The organism is Flavobacterium sp. IMCC34518 (assembly GCF_027111095.2).
Classification (GTDB): Bacteria; Bacteroidota; Bacteroidia; order Flavobacteriales; family Flavobacteriaceae; genus Flavobacterium; species Flavobacterium praedii.
Genome location: NZ_CP114284.2, coordinates 1,869,394 through 1,887,440, shown reverse-complemented (window position 1 = coordinate 1,887,440; position 18,047 = coordinate 1,869,394). Strand labels below are relative to the sequence as shown.

General features: G+C 36.8%; 3 protein-coding genes. All 3 read right to left on the bottom strand.

Features of this window, described 5'->3' with window-relative positions; all coding sequences use genetic code 11:
* Positions 1–432 precede the first annotated feature (432 nt).
* Complete coding sequence (locus tag OZP06_RS08195) at positions 433–1,620, bottom strand: phosphoglycerate kinase (protein WP_269224445.1); 1,188 nt, start codon at positions 1,618–1,620, stop codon at positions 433–435.
* A gap of 502 nt (positions 1,621–2,122) precedes the next feature.
* On the bottom strand, positions 2,123–3,085 hold the full coding sequence (locus tag OZP06_RS08190; RefSeq protein WP_269224444.1) for a type IX secretion system membrane protein PorP/SprF: 963 nt from the start codon (positions 3,083–3,085) through the stop codon (positions 2,123–2,125).
* Positions 3,086–3,125: 40 nt separating this feature from the next.
* Positions 3,126–17,765 carry a T9SS type B sorting domain-containing protein gene (locus OZP06_RS08185; protein WP_281324468.1) on the bottom strand — a complete coding sequence of 4,880 codons (14,640 nt, stop codon included), beginning with the start codon at positions 17,763–17,765 and terminating at the stop codon, positions 3,126–3,128.
* Between the last annotated feature and the right edge of the window lie 282 nt (positions 17,766–18,047).

Genomic DNA, 18,047 nt, shown 5'->3' with positions numbered 1-18,047 from the left:
TAAAAGGTATTTTCCAATTAAAATCACAAATAATGTTAAAAATACAAAAAAATTCGATATTTAACCTTTTTTTTTGCTTTTTGTGCGTAATATTTTTCAATAATATACTTAAAATGAAATTTTTCAAACCAAAAAAAAAGGAATGGAAAATCCGAAAATTGGTTTCAAAGTTGACAGGCTACTTATTAGAACCCGTTGGGTGAAATTATTTTTTAGCACATAGAAACCAAACGCGCTAGCTTTATTATTTCGAAATTTGGATTAAACTAAACCAGAAACGCTACAAGGAGTAGAAATTATTTAGTTGAACTATATTAAAAAAACAAAAACCTTTAATTGCCAATACAAGCAACTAAAGGTTTTATTGATTTTTAATATAACTAACAAATTAAAAATCTAAGAAATAGGAATTGAAATAAAATACAATTGAAACTAGTCTAGAATTGCAGCAATTCCAGGTAATGTTCTACCTTCTAGCATTTCTAACATAGCCCCACCGCCAGTAGAAACGTAACTCATTTTATCTTCAAATCCGAATTGTTTAACTGCAGCAACAGAATCTCCTCCTCCAACAAGTGAGAAAGCTCCTTTTGCAGTAGCAGCAGCGATATAATTTCCAAGGGCAATAGTTCCTTTAGCAAATGTTTCCATTTCAAAAACACCTAATGGACCATTCCAAAGAATAGTTTTTGATTCCATAATCACCTTCTCAAAATTCGCCAATGATTTAGGCCCAGCATCAAGACCTTGCCATCCGTCAGGAATTTCTCTAACATCTACAATTTGTGTATCGGCAGTATTCGAAAAATCATTTGCAGCCACTACATCAACAGGAATATGAATTTGAACTCCTTTTTCTTTGGCTAGTCTTAAAATCTCCAAAGCTAAATCCAATTTATCATCTTCACAGATTGAATCGCCAATTGTTCCGCCTAAAGCTTTTACAAAAGTAAATGTCATTCCACCACCAATAATCATATGATCTACTTTATCCAAAATATTTTCGATAACCGTAATTTTAGATGAAACTTTTGAACCTCCTAATACCGCGGTAACCGGTTTTTCGCTGTTTTTTAAAACCTTGTTTAAACTATCGATTTCTTTAGCTAATAATAGTCCAAAACATTTGTTTTCAGGAAAAAACTGAGCTATAATAGTTGTAGAAGCATGTGCTCTGTGTGCAGTACCAAAAGCGTCATTTACATAAATATCGCCAAGGGAAGCTAATTCTTTGGCGAAAGCAACATTTCCAGCCTCTTCTTCATCGTGAAAACGTAAATTTTCCAACAATAATACTTGACCGGGTTTTAAATTTTTTGCAGCATCTTGCGCTTCTGAACCAATACAATTTGAAGAAAATTGAACAGGAACTCCCAAAATATCAGCAGTAGCTTTTAAAATATGTTTTAAAGAATATTTGTCTTGAGCTCCTTTTGGTCTTCCTAGGTGAGACATTAAAATTACACTACCTCCTTGCGCCAAAATAGCATCAATAGTAGGTTTTGCTGCTTCAATACGATTGGTATCTGTTACGGTATAATTTTCATCCAAAGGAACATTAAAATCTACTCTTATTATTGCTTTTTTATTTTTAAAATCAAAATTATTCAAAGTCTTCATGGTTCTTTTTTTTAGTTGTTTTTGAAAGAATAACAAAGATATAACATTTAAATAAGTATTAAATTTGAAAAATCTAAAAAAATTATGAATTTACTAACGAAATCGATGTAATTCACAATAGTTTAAGAATTACCCATTTAGGTATAACCCAAAATTCATACAACTCTTTTTACTAAAATTTTGTTATTTCAAATCGATCATTGTGATGAACTATGAAAGCAGAAGTTAGAAGTTAGAGGTTAGAAGTTAGAAGTTAGAAGGTAGAAGTTAGAAGGTAGAAGGCAGAAGCCAGAAGCCAGAAGGTAGAAGTTAGAAGGCAGAAGGCAGAAAAAAGAAAGTAGAAAGCAGAAGGAAGAATGTAAAAAGTAGAAAGCGGAACTCAGAAAGCGGAACATAGAAAGGAGAAAGGAGAACTTAGAAGAATAGTATTGTAATAGAAAAAGGCTCAGATTATAAAATCTAAGCCTTTAATTATGCAAAATCTAAAAACAATAACGCTAGTCTAATCGTGGACAGGACTTTGTGTACAAGGGCAATTACTAACCCCTTGCAAAAATCGAAACCCGATAGTCAAAGAATGGGTACCCGAATTACGAGATACCAAATCGTTGTTTAATGTTACTTGGTACGAATAACCCATTGAGAAATATCCTTTTGTAAATCCAACCATTGGACCTATACCAAGTGGACGACCTATTTGATCATTCAAAAAACGATAGGTAGCTCCTATCCAATAATAATCTTCATACCTATTGAATTTTCGGTATTTTAAATTTAAATCGGTATTGGAACGGCCATCACTTTGAAATAATTGATAAAAAGCAGAAGGTTCTAATTCATCTCTATTCCCTAAATCAAGCACATAACCACCATACAATTGATAATTGGTAAGCAAATTAGGTTCCAGTTTAGTCGTTGTAAAATCGATATTTTTTTGCAAAATATTAGTAGCCGTTGCACTAACATAGAATCCTTTGTTACGATATAAAAACCCAATTTCAAAGTTATTATTCGTAGTAGAACGGTTATCCGTAATTCCTGGATCGTTAGGAACAGTAGCTAAATCAGGGACTTCAATACGAAATGAATTATAAATATACGAAAGTCCAAAGGATAGATATTGCTTGGAATAATAATCCAAAATTATGTGATGCGCAAAAGTTAATTTGCCCCCAGCTTGTTTGGTATTTCCATTGGAATCATTATACAAAGTCAATCCCACTCCCGACTGATCCAACACTCTAAAATCGGCATAAAGTGCTTGACTTCGAGGGGCGTCTTCAACACCAACCCATTGTTGGTAACCATTGAGGTTTATTCTAAAATTATCCCCAATTCCAGCATAAGTAGGCGAAACCACATAAGGATTATCGGCCAAATATTGAGTAGCTACAGGAACATTCAACTCCTGACTGTAACTGGCTGTTACAGTCAAAAGGAAAATACTGATTAAGATTTTTTTCATTTTAATTTTTTTCATTTTAGGATAACTCCTCACACTCCTCTTATCTGTATAGGGTAAAATGGCCCATAAATTCACGATCATCTTGATTGTGTCTTAATTTCAACACATACCAGTAATCACCCATTGGCAATTCGGTACCATTGTATTTACCGTCCCAAGATTGTCCTGCGCCAAATGTACCAACTACACGACCGTAACGGTCATAAACCACGAACTTAATATCTGGATAATTCTCTGTATTAGTTGGTTTCCAGCTATCATTCGTACCATCTCCAGTTGGTGTAAATATTGGTGGTATAATGATATCAATAAATTCAAAATACTTGGTAGCTGATGCAACACAACCATTACTGTCGGTTACCGTTACGGTATAATTACCTGATTTGAAATAAATATATTTATTATTAGACCCAATAGACACCCCATTTACAGTAAATTGATATACTGATGAACCTCCAGTAACAGTCGCAACAATTTCATTAAGTCCACCTAAATCAATTGTAATAGCCAATGGATCAATTTTATCAATTGGAAACACAGGAGTAGCATCGTCACAACCATTTTTATGATGCACCATGATGTAATGATCTCCAGGAGTAAGATTGATGAACACATTGCTATTTTGCTCAACCCCTGCAGCATCCAAACTGTATGTAACATCAGCAGGAATATTACTAGGGTCAATAGTTACAGTAACCTTATTGGCTGGCAAATCATTAACACACTCATTAGAAACAGTAGCTACAGGATTAAGAATAACCGATGGATCTAAAGCTACAGGCAATTCAAATGTACAAGAATTAGCGTCTTTGATATAAACGGTATGATTTCCACCGGAAAGACCAGAAAAAAGAACTTGATTTAGAACATAAATCCCATTCTTATTATCGATACTAGTACTGTATGGTGCTGTTCCTGAGCCAGACGTTATCACAATACCAAACGCTCCTGTTTTCTCCCCAGCACACAACTCTTGCACTATTGGAACCGAAACATCGACTTTGGCATCAATTGCATTTGGCTCCTTAATTTTGAAATCATAAACATAATTACAACCTTTCAAATCCTGAATGATTGCTTTATAATCACCCACCTCTAAATTCTCAAAATTACTAGTGGTCACAAATTTACTTAACTCAGGCGATAAAGCATAAACTATAGCAGGGCTACCACCAGTAGCACTGATTTCTAGTTTACCATTAGCGTAACCATTACAAAGCACATCAGTTACTTTTGGAGTATACCTTAATTTTGAGCTAGGCTCAGTGATCGTAATTGGCTTACGAGCAGATGTACAATCACCACTTTTTACTTCCATTAAATAACTTCCTGCCGCAAGATCTGTAAAGAAACCTGGCGTAGGTTGTGTTGGAGAAGGAACAATAAGGTTACCAGCACTGTTCAATAAGGTATAAATGTAATTTCCAGAACCTCCTTCTGCCATTGCAGTAATTTGTCCATTACGATCTCCTAAACAATTGATGAATGGAGCATCATTTTCAAATTTGAAATCTAAAGGTTCTAATGGAGTTACAGAAACACTATTTGATGCCGTGCTTGAACATCCATTTACATCTCTTACATAAAATAAAGGATTTATACCAACTGCAGTAAACGGAACTGTAATTAACGTTGAACTTGCAAATGAACCCAGTACAGTAGCAAAATTTGGATCTGCACTATACGTATAAGGACCAGTACCTCCAACTGCTGACAATGTAAGCGTAGCAGGGCTTAAACAAGTTTGTACAGAAGACTGAACCAAACTAGCTGTTACAACAGTAGGTTGAGTAATCACTAAAGTATTAGAAACACTAAAACAAGTCCAAGTATCTGTTACAATCACTTTATAACTTGCAGCACCTAAATTGGTGAATACATTAGAAGGTTGTGGACCATCAAGCGTGACTGTTCCATTAGGATAGGTTGCTTCTAGCGCATAATTGTAAACTCCGGATCCTCCTATTGGTAGTGGTATAGTAATTGATGCATTAGTATCACCATAACACAAAAGTGTGGCATTGGTAATAATCGGCGTAAAGGTTATTAGTGCTGGTACTACCAATTGTACAGTTTTGAAATCTTCACATCCTTTTGGATCTCTCACTTTAACTACATAATTTCCAGCCGTCAATCCATTAAAAGAACTAGTTGTACTCCAATCAGAAATTACCGAAGCTGACAACGTTTCTTCCAAACGATATTCATAAATTCCTGACCATCCACCAGTAGCGGTAGCTGAAATGGAACCATCATTGTTACCCGTAACACAAGTAATATCACTATGGAATTCACTAATAACTAATGGTTCACTTGGTCCTGTAATTGTAAAGTTTTTACTTACGGTACAGAAAGGCGTTTTAGTCAAGGTCGCAGTAATTGTATACGTACCTGCAGCTAAATTAGTCAAGGCCACTGTGCCTGCGGCTGTTGAAGTACCATTTGGTAAAGAAATTCCGAAAGCATCTACTAAAGTATATGTAAACGGCCCAGCATCATCCACTGGTGAAGGTACTGTATCAATTAGCCTAATATCCGCACTTCCGTTGGTTCCACCAAAACATTTGATATCTACTATATTATCGATAGTTAAGTCGAAAGTGCTTGGCTCGTTCACATAGTGTACGCCGATGATTTCGCAATTTGTATCTAAGTTTCTCACTGTGATTTCATAATTACCTACTGGTAAATTAGTGAATGTAGCCACACCACCAACTATTGAAACTAGAGTCACATTATATAAAGTTCCTTTTGTTGCAATCGGAGGCACACTATTGTCATAAGTTACATCTTGAACCGTAAACTGCAAATTAGCAGGTGTACCACCAATTGCGCTAACCGAAACAGCAATGTCTTCTGTTACAGGAGCACAAGTGATTGGACGCGTAACATTCACATTTACTTTATCCAATTGGATATAAGGAGCGATGTCAATTGGGGTAGTTGATGTTCCGATACATCCTTTACTGTCATATACATTCACCACATAAGAACCTCCTGAAAGATTCGCTTCGGTATACATATTGCTAGCACCAAATTGAACTACTGTATTTGGTGTTCCAAGCTTAATGAATTCATAATTCAAGAAGTTGTCTGAACCACCTGTAACTCCAGTAACCGTAATGGAAGCTAAGTTCCCCGTATTGTCAGCAGTACAACCGAATGGAACTGGAACTATAGTTGGCACCACAATTGGAGCTGGTTGAGCAACAACAACGGTTTTGGTAGCAGTACACCCTCTTGCCGAAGTCACAACTACGGTATAACCATTCACATCTGAAGCTGGCAATCCAGTAAATATAGGTGAGGTTTGCAGTGGCGCTCCTGTTGCAGGAATAGTCAATGCTAGACCTCCAATAGTAGTTCCTGTTAAAGAATATGTATACACCGGATTATCATTTACTCCCGCTACAGGGGTAGTCATCGTGGCTGTAATCGTACCATCGCTACCACCATTACACGTCACATCTGTTTTAGTTAGTGCAAAACCAGTGATTGGGGTAGCTTGTTGTAAATCAATATCAGCGAAAACCTCGCAACCGGTTGCAATATCTTGAACATATACTCTATGAGTTCCAAATGCCAATCCAGTAAATGGAGTAGTCATAGGATACGAACCACTATCAATTTTATATTGATAATTGGCTAAAATATTGGAACCACCAGTCGTACTTACAGATATTACACCATCACCATTCGCACAAGATACTGGAGTAGTAACCGTTGGTGTTAGAATAAGTGGATCTAAAATCGTTATTGGGAATCCAGCAGAAGGACATCCATTAGCATCTTTTACATAAATAGTATAATTACCTGGAGCATTAACCGTGATGACATTACTTGGTTGATAATTAGTACCATCAGCGCTGTATTGGAAGGTTGGCTGATTGAATCCTGTAGCAATTACAGTAATATCATAAGTACCTGTAGCACTTACACAAGCGGTATGATTGGCGGAAGTAATTAATGGATTAGCATCAGTTAAAATCGTTACAGAATCAGAATCAACACAACCATTCGCATCCATTACATACACATCCCAAACCATATTGGCTCCAGAGTTCGTATCTACAGTAAGTTGGTTGCTTAAGCCATAAGCCGTTGGTACTGGTGCAGCAGCTGTAGTTGGAACCACCGCGTATTTGTAAGCAGTTGTTCCTCCAGTAGCAACAACAGTAATCGTTGCATTATCATTGTTACAATTAATTTTCGTTGCAGTAGCCGTAAAATCTAAAGCTGCAGCCGGTTGGCTAATGGTTACCGTAGCTGTGGCTTGACAACCTGTGATAGCATCAGTAACAATTAATGTATGTAGCACCGGGGTTAAATTAGTAAAGGTTAATTGTGCCGTACTTACATTAGCGAATGGTGCGCCATCAAAAGTATAATTATAGGTGCCTCCAAAATTAGACACATCAAAAGTAGCGGTACCATCACCCGCGTTAAAACAAGTCACATTTGAAGTAGCCGAAGCCGCGACAGTAATGTTAGTCACTGGAGCAACCGTGTATGATTCTTGATAGGTACAACCGTTGTTATCCGTAATTTGGAATACGTAAGTATCAGGCGCTAATCCCGTGAAAACAGCATTAGTACCATTATCAATCATAGCGGCAATAGGCGAAATAATTTGATAGGTAAATGGAGCAATACCATTTTGCGGGTTACTAATTGTTACAGTACTTGTTACATCTCCTAAACCTTGTTGAACACAATAGATTGGAGTGCCTGCAATGTCCATATTTGTTGGTGGATTTAATGGCAATACATTGGCAGTAACCGCAGCTGCAATTGGACATCCATTTGCATCTCTAACCAAAACTGATACAAGACCTGGAATATTGGTGGTATAGGTACTAACTGTAGAATAATTAAAGCCTCCATCAAAACTATATTCTAAAACGCCAGTTCCTCCACTAGCAGTTACAGTAACTGTAGCTTGTTGCGTAACGTTGCCAGTGCCACAAGAAAGTGGGGTAGTAACAGCCGCTGAAGCAGTTATTGCTGACGGAGCAGCAATAGTGATTGGACTTGAAGCCAAAGGACAATTCTTAGCATTAATGACAGTTATCACATAAGTAACTCCAGCTGGTAAGCCCGTATAAATACCATTTGCATCTCCCGTGGTATTCGAACCTGCACCAGAAAGGGTAAAAGTATAAGGCCCTTCACCAGCCGTTACATTCACGGTAATAGTTCCATCAGAACCACCATTACAAGTTACATTAGTCTCAGTTGTGCTAAATACAGTGGTAGGGATTGGATCCAACACTATACTAGTTGTCGTTTGACAAATAGTAGCATTGTTTGCATCGGTGACTCTAAACGTAAAAGTTGTTGAAACAGTTACAGGAGCTACTGAATGAACATTGGTTGGCATTGTTGTCCATGGAGCTCCTCCAGTAGTAGAAACTTCATAGGTGTAATTAGCCGATGGGTTTGTATTTCCACCAGTAACAGTTAATGTTATTTCTGCATTTGGAGTTAAAGTACAATCTGGTACTTTAGTCACCGCAGCAGACAACTCCAATTTAGGATAAACCTCATAAGGTACAGTTGCCGTACAACCATTACCGTCTTTGATTACTAAATTATAAGTACCCGCCGCATTGAAGGTAAAACTTGGTGAACTTTGGAAAGCACTTCCGTTTACGCTGTAAGTAGCTGGTAAAATAGTAGCCGTTGCTGAAGCATCAGTCACTAGATTTATAGTAAAGGCCGTACCATTATAACAGATTGGTGTTGGAACAGAAATTGTTGGAGGCGCATCTTGTAATAAGATTACATCATCCGATTTGATACAACCATAAGCATCTTTGGCATAAACATAATATGTTGTTCCAGCTAAAGAGCCAGCTCTTGTAAAAGTATTTCCTGTAACCCAATTCGCATCTGAAGCCGAAGGAGGAGTTGCAGAAGTAGTAACTTGATAGGTATATGGAGCCGTACCGTCTTTGGCTTGACCAGTAATTATACCTAAATCATTACAATTTGAATTCTTAATTATATTAGCTGTAATAGACAAATCAATTGCAGATTCTGTTATGTCAAATGGCGCAGAACTGATACTACATCCAGCGTGTGTAGCAGTACCTGTTTCAGTAACCAAAACAAAATAATTACCAAATGGTAATGTACCAAAATTTGAAATCACTAAACTACCACCTGCTGGAATAGTTGTTGCAACAACAGAACCTACTGGAGTTACTGATTGTGAATTATAAATTTGATACGTAACTGGAGTAGCTACACCATAAGTATGATTCATAGTAAATGTCACATTACCATCAGCTGCTCCTTTACAAGTAATATTATTTGGTGTTAAAGGACTTACAGTTATAGTAGAATTTGTAGGTATTGCAATACTAGAAGTCTCAAAATAATAACAACCTGTCACGGAATCGTGTACAATAAAAGTGTAAATAACTCCAGGAATTAAATTTGGAATAGTAGTTTTTTTACTTCCTACAGCATCTTCATCATACCAAGGTAAAGTTGTTGGCCCAGTATAGGTTAACCCTGGACTGTATACCGCAAAATGATATGGTCCAGGACCAGTTGGTGCTGTTGGTGAAGCACCAATTGCAATTTCTGCCGATCCTAGTCCAGCACATGTTGGACCAACTGGAGTAACTGAAATATCTAAATCGCTTGGTGGTGAAGCAACTAAAATATTATTTTCAAAAGCAGTACAACCATTATCATCCGTAATGATTATTTGATACAAACCAAAATCAACTACGTCAAAAACAGCGATGCCTCCAGTCTGATTCGTAAATTTTTTGTCATAAAGCCCATTAACACCCGTAACATGATAAATGTAATTTGGAGTTCCACCAGTTACAGAATTAATTGTTATTGAACCTAATGATTGACCCGTTACAGTATTACAAGTAATTGGGGTTACTGTTCTAACAAAAGTAATTGGGGTTGGCTCCGTAATAGTAATCGGTTCTGTATCGGTACACCCTTTGGCATCTCTAATTGTTACCGTGTAATTACCAGCAGAAAGACCTGTAAAAGTATCTGAATTTTGGAAAGTAGTACCATCAATACTGAATTGGAACGGTGCTAAACCAAGTGAGGCGTTATAAATAGCTTTTATAGCTCCTGTATCATCTCCGTTACAATTAATCGTAGCCGTTTGGTTTACTACTGTAATATCTGGATCAACTTTTGCCGTTACAGGAATAGCCGTTGTCGTTGTATAGGTACAACCCGTCGTAGCATCGGTAACTGTAAAAGTATAATTTCCAGGAACACTTGTTGTAAATACACCTGTAGTTACTCCAGTTACATTTGATGCTTCTGATGCAGGTGTTGTAATTGCATAAGTAAATGATCCTGATCCTCCGTTTGGTGTTACAGTAATTTTTGCAGGTTCATCACCTACAACACAAGTAATATCTTTATTTAAAACTGCATTCAAGGTTAATTTTGGAACAACGGTTATTGCAGTTGCGGGTACAATACAACCGTTACCATCTTTGATTCTAACGATGTAATCACCTGATGCTGTAACGGTAAAGGTATTCCCTGATTGAAAAGTACCACCATTTAAACTATAGGTTATTGGTGTTACAATTCCTGCAGCAGGCGTTGTGTTATTCCCTGTAATAGTAAAAGTCCCTACTCCTAAACACTGTCCTGCTGCAGTAGCAGTAACTGTTGGTGTTGGGTCAGTAGCAATGGTAATTGGTAAAATAAAAGTACATCCTTTGGAATCAATAACATGGGCGTACCAAGAAGTATTTGTAGTAGGATTCAAATTTGCAATAGGGCTATTTCCATAAACTCCTGGCGTTGTTGCCGAAGTTACAAAAGAGTATCTATAATTTGGTGTTCCTTCTGCAGCTAGCACTTCTACTCTTGCAGTCGCTACATTACAATTGGCATTTTTATTCGAAACTATAGTTACGTTTAATGCCGCAGTTGGTTGTGAAATTACAGTTGAAGGATTTATTTTACATCCTGTAATTTCATCCGTGAACACAACGCTATAAGTATTCGCTCCTAAATTAGATAAAGTAAAAGGAGTCAATGTTTGTCCTTTTACTGCAGTTGCTCCATTTACAGAATAACTGTATGTTCCAGAGAAACCACTCACATTATAACGAATCGACCCTGTAGTATTTCCAAAACAATCCACATCGGTCAATTTGGTAGCGGTAACGGCAATTGGGGTTAATGCTGGTACGTTATGAGATTTTGTTGCGAAACAACCATTGGCATCCGTTACTTTAAACACATAAGTACCTGCGGTTAATCCTGTAAATATTCCAGTTGCTGCTCCTGTAGTATTAGTAGTAGCAGCCACTGGTGAAGTTATAGTGTAGGTAGGTGTTCCTACACCTGTTCCTGCGGTTACAGGCACAGTTACTGTACTAGTTGTACTTATAGCAGGTGCACAATAAATTGGCGTATTGGTAATGGTAGCAATCGTTGGTGGGTTTAATGGTGCTAAGTCTATTTGTTGCATAGGTGACAAGCAACCATTTGCATCTTTTACTATTATTTTAATGGATTGAATTGTTCCGTTGTCGTTTACTGTTAACGTATTATTGTTTCCAAAAGAAGTTCCATTATTATAACTATAGGTATACCCTCCTATTCCACCAGTTGGTGCAACCGTGATAGTAGCGGCTTGTTTAGTATTGGTAGGACTACAGCTAAAAGTAGTCGTTACTGTTGCGTTGGCAGCTATTGGAGTAGGATTGGCAATCGTAACTTGAACTACTGCCGATTCACAACCTTTACTATCAATTACTTTGACATCATAAGTCCCTGCAGGTAAAGTTGTAAATTTATTCGTGATTTGCGTAGTATACGTTGGCGCTGTACTTAGTTTAATAGCATAAGTATAGGCGCTTGTGAAACCAGCCGAAGCCGTTATAGTAATGGTTCCATCTGTTAAACCGTTACACGTAATATCTGTTTTGCTTGGACTGGCCACTGGAGTGGTTTTAGCCGTTACTGTTATCGTATTACTAGTAGCAGGACAGCCTCTACTATCAGTTACGGTAAACACATACGTACCGTGAGTAGTTGCTTTATAAGGGAATGATGTTACTGCCGTTGCAGCACCACCATTATGAGAAACAGTATAGGTATACGGTCCTCCATTACCATTAGTAACTACTGGAGTATCAATAGTAGCATCTACTAAACAAGTTAAATCATTGATTAAAGAAACGGTTAATCCTATTTGTGGAGCAATAACTATACTCGAAATAGTGTCATCACAATTCTTGCTGTCGGTTACTAGTACAGTGTGAGTTCCTGGCGCTACATTTGTGAATGAATAGGTCGTAGCCGCTGAACTTACCGCAGCATTAGCATCTAATTTATAGGTAAATGGTCCTGTACCACCTGAAACAGTAACATCTAAAGTTGCAGGGTTAGCAGTGGTATAGCAATAATCTGTAGTAGTAGCTAAAGCCGCAGTTAAGGCTGGTGCTGCATCAACAGGTACAGCCTTTCCAACAGGAATTTCACAAGTATTGGCATCTTTTACAAAAACAGTATAATTACCAACTGGAACATTAGTGAATACTCCACCGTTATTGCTGTATCCAAAACCAGGGACAAGAGTAACTCCATCTGCCTTACGCAATTCGTATTGATAGGCAGGAGTTCCTCCACCACCAACAGCCGTAATGGTAGCTCCTGTGGTACATGTTGCTAATTTAGTAACCGAAGTGCTTAGTGTCAAAGCAGCAGGTACACTAATCGCTACATCAAACGGTTTGGCACAGGCAACAATTGAAGAACCTACTGGGCGAACCACAACTTTATACAATGCTCCTGCCAAAGTTTTAATTGTAACAGGTGAACTAGTCATTGCGGCGCTCCATGTCACACCGTTGTCGATAGAATATTCAAAACCTTTGATGGCGTCAAAATTTTGAGCCGCTATGGTAATTTCACCATTGTTTAAACCATTACAGGTTACATTTTGCTTTCCTGAAATTTGTGCGGCAAAGGCCTTTCCAGTTGGTACATTGACATTAAATCCTTGGGTAGACAAACAAGTTTCTGGCAGTTGGTACACTCTAATGTCATCAATAGCCACATCGTTACCATTTGTACCGATTTTATTAGATCGAATAATAAAAGTTAGCGAGGTATTATTTTTTGGATCAAGCGTTATTGGCGTTTTAGGATATTTTTCCCATATTTTAACTATAGGAAGAGTGGCTGTTGTATTTACTTTAGGAATATCGCCTGTTGTAAAAGTAGAAATTTCCTTTCCGGTGGCATCCACTAGCGCTACGGCTAAATTACAATCAATTTGACCATTGCCCTTTTCAAGCAAATTCATGGCATATAACTCAAAATTAATGGGTTGATTGGGTATAATGTCATTAATTACTTTTTTATAAATAACATCTGTAGTAGCAATTTTATCTCCTAAGTTCACCACTAAGCATCTCCCTTTGGGTGTAGCAGGAACCGTTTGAGGCGTATGATCTCCTGGTTGCACCCAAGGACCATAGCGATCTACAATATTGGCTGTTACCGAGTAATCGCCATCATTTATCTTAATACTACTTTTACATTGTGTGGCTACTACTTGTCTTTCCCAACAATAAAAAGTGGTATTGATTCCAGGAGATTCAGCGTCCTCTCCATACCCAAAGTTTTCAAACAATAAATTACTAAAGGTCGGAACCGTATTCAACTTGTACTCTACTTTAACGGGATGTGACCCAGGTAATACATTAGTAAAAACATTATTAGTGATTGGTGTATTCGCTTTCCCATCCAAATAATAGTTATAGGTATAAGTAATTCCTCCTGGATTGGCAATAGTGACAGTACTCGTAGCAGAACCATCACAATTAAAATCTACTGGCGTCTCTACTTTGATTTGTGGTGCTGCAGGTTCAGGATCCAGTGTAACAGGTGCACTAAAAATACATTTTTTATTGAAATCTCTAACATAAAGCGTATATGTTCCTGGGGCTTTGTAGGCATCATTGGTGGTAGTCCAAGTGGATTGATTGTCAAAACTGAATTCATAAGGTGCCACACCCCCTTGTGGATTGGTGATGCGGACTTTTCCATAATTTTTTGGAATTCCTAAAAGCACATCTCCACATCCTGCCAATGCAGAAACACCCGCTGATGCGCTCAAGGCATCTGCAGGTTGGGTAATGGTAATAGCGGGTTTAGTATCTAAGCAGTCTACACCACTTAAAGAGTATTTAAGTACTGGGGTGTACGTGCCCGGAGCCAAACTAGAAAAAAGAGGATCGTTGGAATAAGTTGTACCTCCATCTTTGCTGTAGGCCAAAGTATAACCACTTGTATTAGAAGTCACATTAAAATTAATAGCTCCTGTATTAGAACCATAACACAAAATGTTAGTTGGAACAACAGTGTATATGGGTTTTGGATTTGGATTAACAGTAATTTGAGGTATCGTATATTTACAACCTAGGCCATTAGAGTCAGCTACCACAATATCATATTTTCCACCTGGTGCAACAACTGGAATGAGGTTGCTTGTTAAAAATGGTCCATTATTTACAGAGTAATAATAGGGAGAAACACCTCCTTGTACAGTTACGTTTATCTCTCCATTATTACATGTTAATGGCTTAACTGCTGCAGTTGCTTTTAATCCTATTGGAGCATTTATTGTAACAGTACGAACATCATTACAGCCATCAAGTGTCCAAGTTCTTACAACATAATCTCCAGGAGCTTTACCTGTAAAATCATAATAATTTTGACCGTTTACTGAACCAATTGGACCTACAGATTCAACTAAAGTACCGTTTAGTGTTGCGCTAAAATAATAACCCGGGCGAACATCTTTTGCCTGAATTCTAAAACTTCCTAAATCTCCTGTACACAAAGGATGCTTAACATTCTGTACTTCAACATCCATAGTAAATGGAGATATTGTAATTGGTCCTTTAACTGGAATTTCACAAGAACCTACTCCTGCAGCTTTGAGCCTAACTTTTACATTATGTGTACCCAAAGCTACATTTAAAAAGTCTGGACTGTCCTGATAGGCTGCATTATCTAAACTAAATTCATAGCCTACTAAGGGTGCAGGTTTAACTTTTATAGAACCTGGTGTCGTACAAAATTGATCTGTAGTAACAGCAGTTGGATCCAGATTATTTTTATATACATTAAAATAATAGACAACGGAACAACCACCTGTAAAACTAAAAGTAACTTTATAATAACCTGCATCCTTGGCTAGAAAATCATTGGCAGTGCCAACTACGTTCCACTTACAGGAAGGATTTTTATTGGCACATTCTTTATTAATTGGAAAAACAGGAATTGGACAACTTGTCTCGTCTAGTTTTTCCCATTTCGCAGTAGAATTATAGGAAAGATTTGATTTAATTAATGCAGTATCACTGAGGCCACACAGAAAAATTTTAGGTAATTTTTCACCATTAATATCACACGCATCTATAGTTCCTTTTTTAGTATCTAAAACATAGTCAATTGCTGGATTTACAAAATCTTTGACATCCAATACCGTTATTTGCTCAACAATAGATTTACAAGGAAAAATAGTAGTGTTGTCAAAAACATAATAGGTACCAGACGCACTTGCAGTGTAAAATGCATCAGGCCCAGATTTTAAAACAGGGACTCCTGTTGGACTTGAAGACCAAACATAATTTTCGTACCCTGGACGGGCTACCAAAGTTATATCATTTCCACAATAAATCATTGTCTGACTGAACTTACAGCTGTCAATACCAACCAAAAAATTAGTTGCTTGAGGAACAAAAACACAACCGTAGGAGTTTAAACTTTCATCGGTAAAAACTTTGTCATTGTTGTACACCCCAATATAACTAACATAAGCTCTGTTGTCAATACTATTGATACATGCATTTTTCAATTCATTACAATCGGCAACCACTTGAACTTTAAATCGTATCTGGTATTCTGGACTATTTTGTTTTAATTGCGATATAGGCATTGTAAACAAAATCGTTCTGGTAGCTGGATCGTAACTTAGTAAAGTAGCTCCACCCGCATGCGATAAATCAATAGTAGCGGGATCAAAATTTATGTTTTCCGGAAGAATATCTTTAATGATAAAAGGTACTGGGTTGTTGTGACTGTCCTTATCGCCAACATCATCGCTACCCGAGTTTCTCCAGTTAATTTCATAAAAAAGTACATCTCCAAACTTTACGTTGGTATTACCTATAGGAACATTTTTATCATTCTTTACCTCTTTAATCAGCTTAACAATAGGTTCGATAATATCTACTGCAAAAGTGGTAACGAAAGCTCCATATCCGTCCCCGGTGGTAGTCAATTTTAAATAGGCTCCTTGCTCGTCGTTTTTAAGTGTGGCATTATTGGTATTTGGAATCTTTACATAATCAATATCAAAACCCAAAGTATTGGAACTTTTTGGTTTTCTATTGGTTACCGCAACTCCATCTCTAGTGACAGTGGCATTAAAGAAATTTTTAGATGGATTTAGCACATCTGTTATTTCAGTAAAACCGGTCAATGGATTTGGAGCAGGAAATGGTATATTTAATTTCCCCAAAATTTGAAAAGTATCCCCTCCACCAGCACTTTGATCTCCTTCTAGTGCTCCAACTCCAATATATGCATTAACTGCAAATTTTGGAGGCAAAGTTCGAAATCCATTAACATCAAATATAACTTCAGGCAAATAACCCGGTGTACCTACATCTGGATTTACCCCCTCGTAACCATCAAAAACAGAAACAAATTTACTAGGCAAAGTTGGTGTATCATAAATCACTACCAATGTCCAACCTCCTGCACCACCGCCATCTCTTTGCCCTCTTGAAGCTCTAACATTGGCCACAGTATATTCACCATCTGCATCTGTTAATTTATCTAGAATTGAAGTAACATCCTTAAAACAAACATAAGGGGAGTCTTTGAAAGAATCTGAAACGTTAGGTCCATTGTATTTATACCCATCAAAAATAATTTCATCGGCCACCAAATCCCTATAAGCAGCATCTGTCGGAGTTTTAAATTTAATTTTATTAAAATCAGAATCTCTTAAGGATCCTTCGTACTTTTTGTTATACTTTGTACTTCTATCGTAGGGGTAAATAGCGGACCAATACAAACCCGCAAAAACTATTTTTTTACATTTTTGATTGATAAATAAAGTAGCTGCAGTTGAATTAAAAGTAGAAAGATCGGTATCCAAATCTATATATTCAACAAAAAAATTATTGTTGTTACCTCCAGCAAAATTATCCAAGTTCGCCTCAGCCGTCAGTGCAGCTTGATTGGTTACTGTTCCTAAATATTTAACGCCATCAATAGGTGCTGCAGGGCTATATTGCACAGGATCACCATTATTCGGATTCCCGTTTACTGACGAAACTTTATTTAAAACCGTATTACCAATTAAAATGACATCCCCTTGAACCTTTATATTTCCTCCTGAAAGTCTTGGGAGAAATTTTCTACCTTCCTGTGCAAAAGCACCGTTACTGCTCATCAAAAAGAAAGCAAGTATAAAAACAGTGGCTGTATACTCTATCCTAAAAAAAGATTTTTTTTCAAAAACGGGACTTTTTAAGTTTCTAAAATCTTTACAGAAAGAAGTTTTAATAAAATTCTTTTGAAAGAAATTTTCAAATAGAAAGAAAACAGAAAAAAGTAATTTAGAAAAAGTAGGTTTTTTCATGGTATATGTATTTAAAGGATTTCTTTTAGAGATCTTCCGTGGAGCAAGAAATGATATAAAAGAAAAGCTACTATTTATTTAAACATTAAATTTTAACACAAAACCCACAACATGTCCTTTTTTTTAACATAAGAACACTTTAGATTTTACACTATTATATTTTTTTTAACAAAATTAAACTAACAAACAAGATTGATAAAATCGATGATTTACACAAAAAAGCCGATTAAAGGGTTAAAAATATAAAAATTATAGGAATATCAAATATTTTTATAAAATAAT

Excerpts from the sequence above, each read along its gene's own strand:
- OZP06_RS08195 (WP_269224445.1), bottom strand. The coding sequence starts at position 1,620 with ATGAAGACTTTGAATAATTTTGATTTTAAAAATAAAAAAGCAATAATA.
- OZP06_RS08190 (WP_269224444.1), bottom strand. The coding sequence starts at position 3,085 with ATGAAAAAAATCTTAATCAGTATTTTCCTTTTGACTGTAACAGCCAGT.
- OZP06_RS08185 (WP_281324468.1), bottom strand. The coding sequence starts at position 17,765 with ATGAAAAAACCTACTTTTTCTAAATTACTTTTTTCTGTTTTCTTTCTA.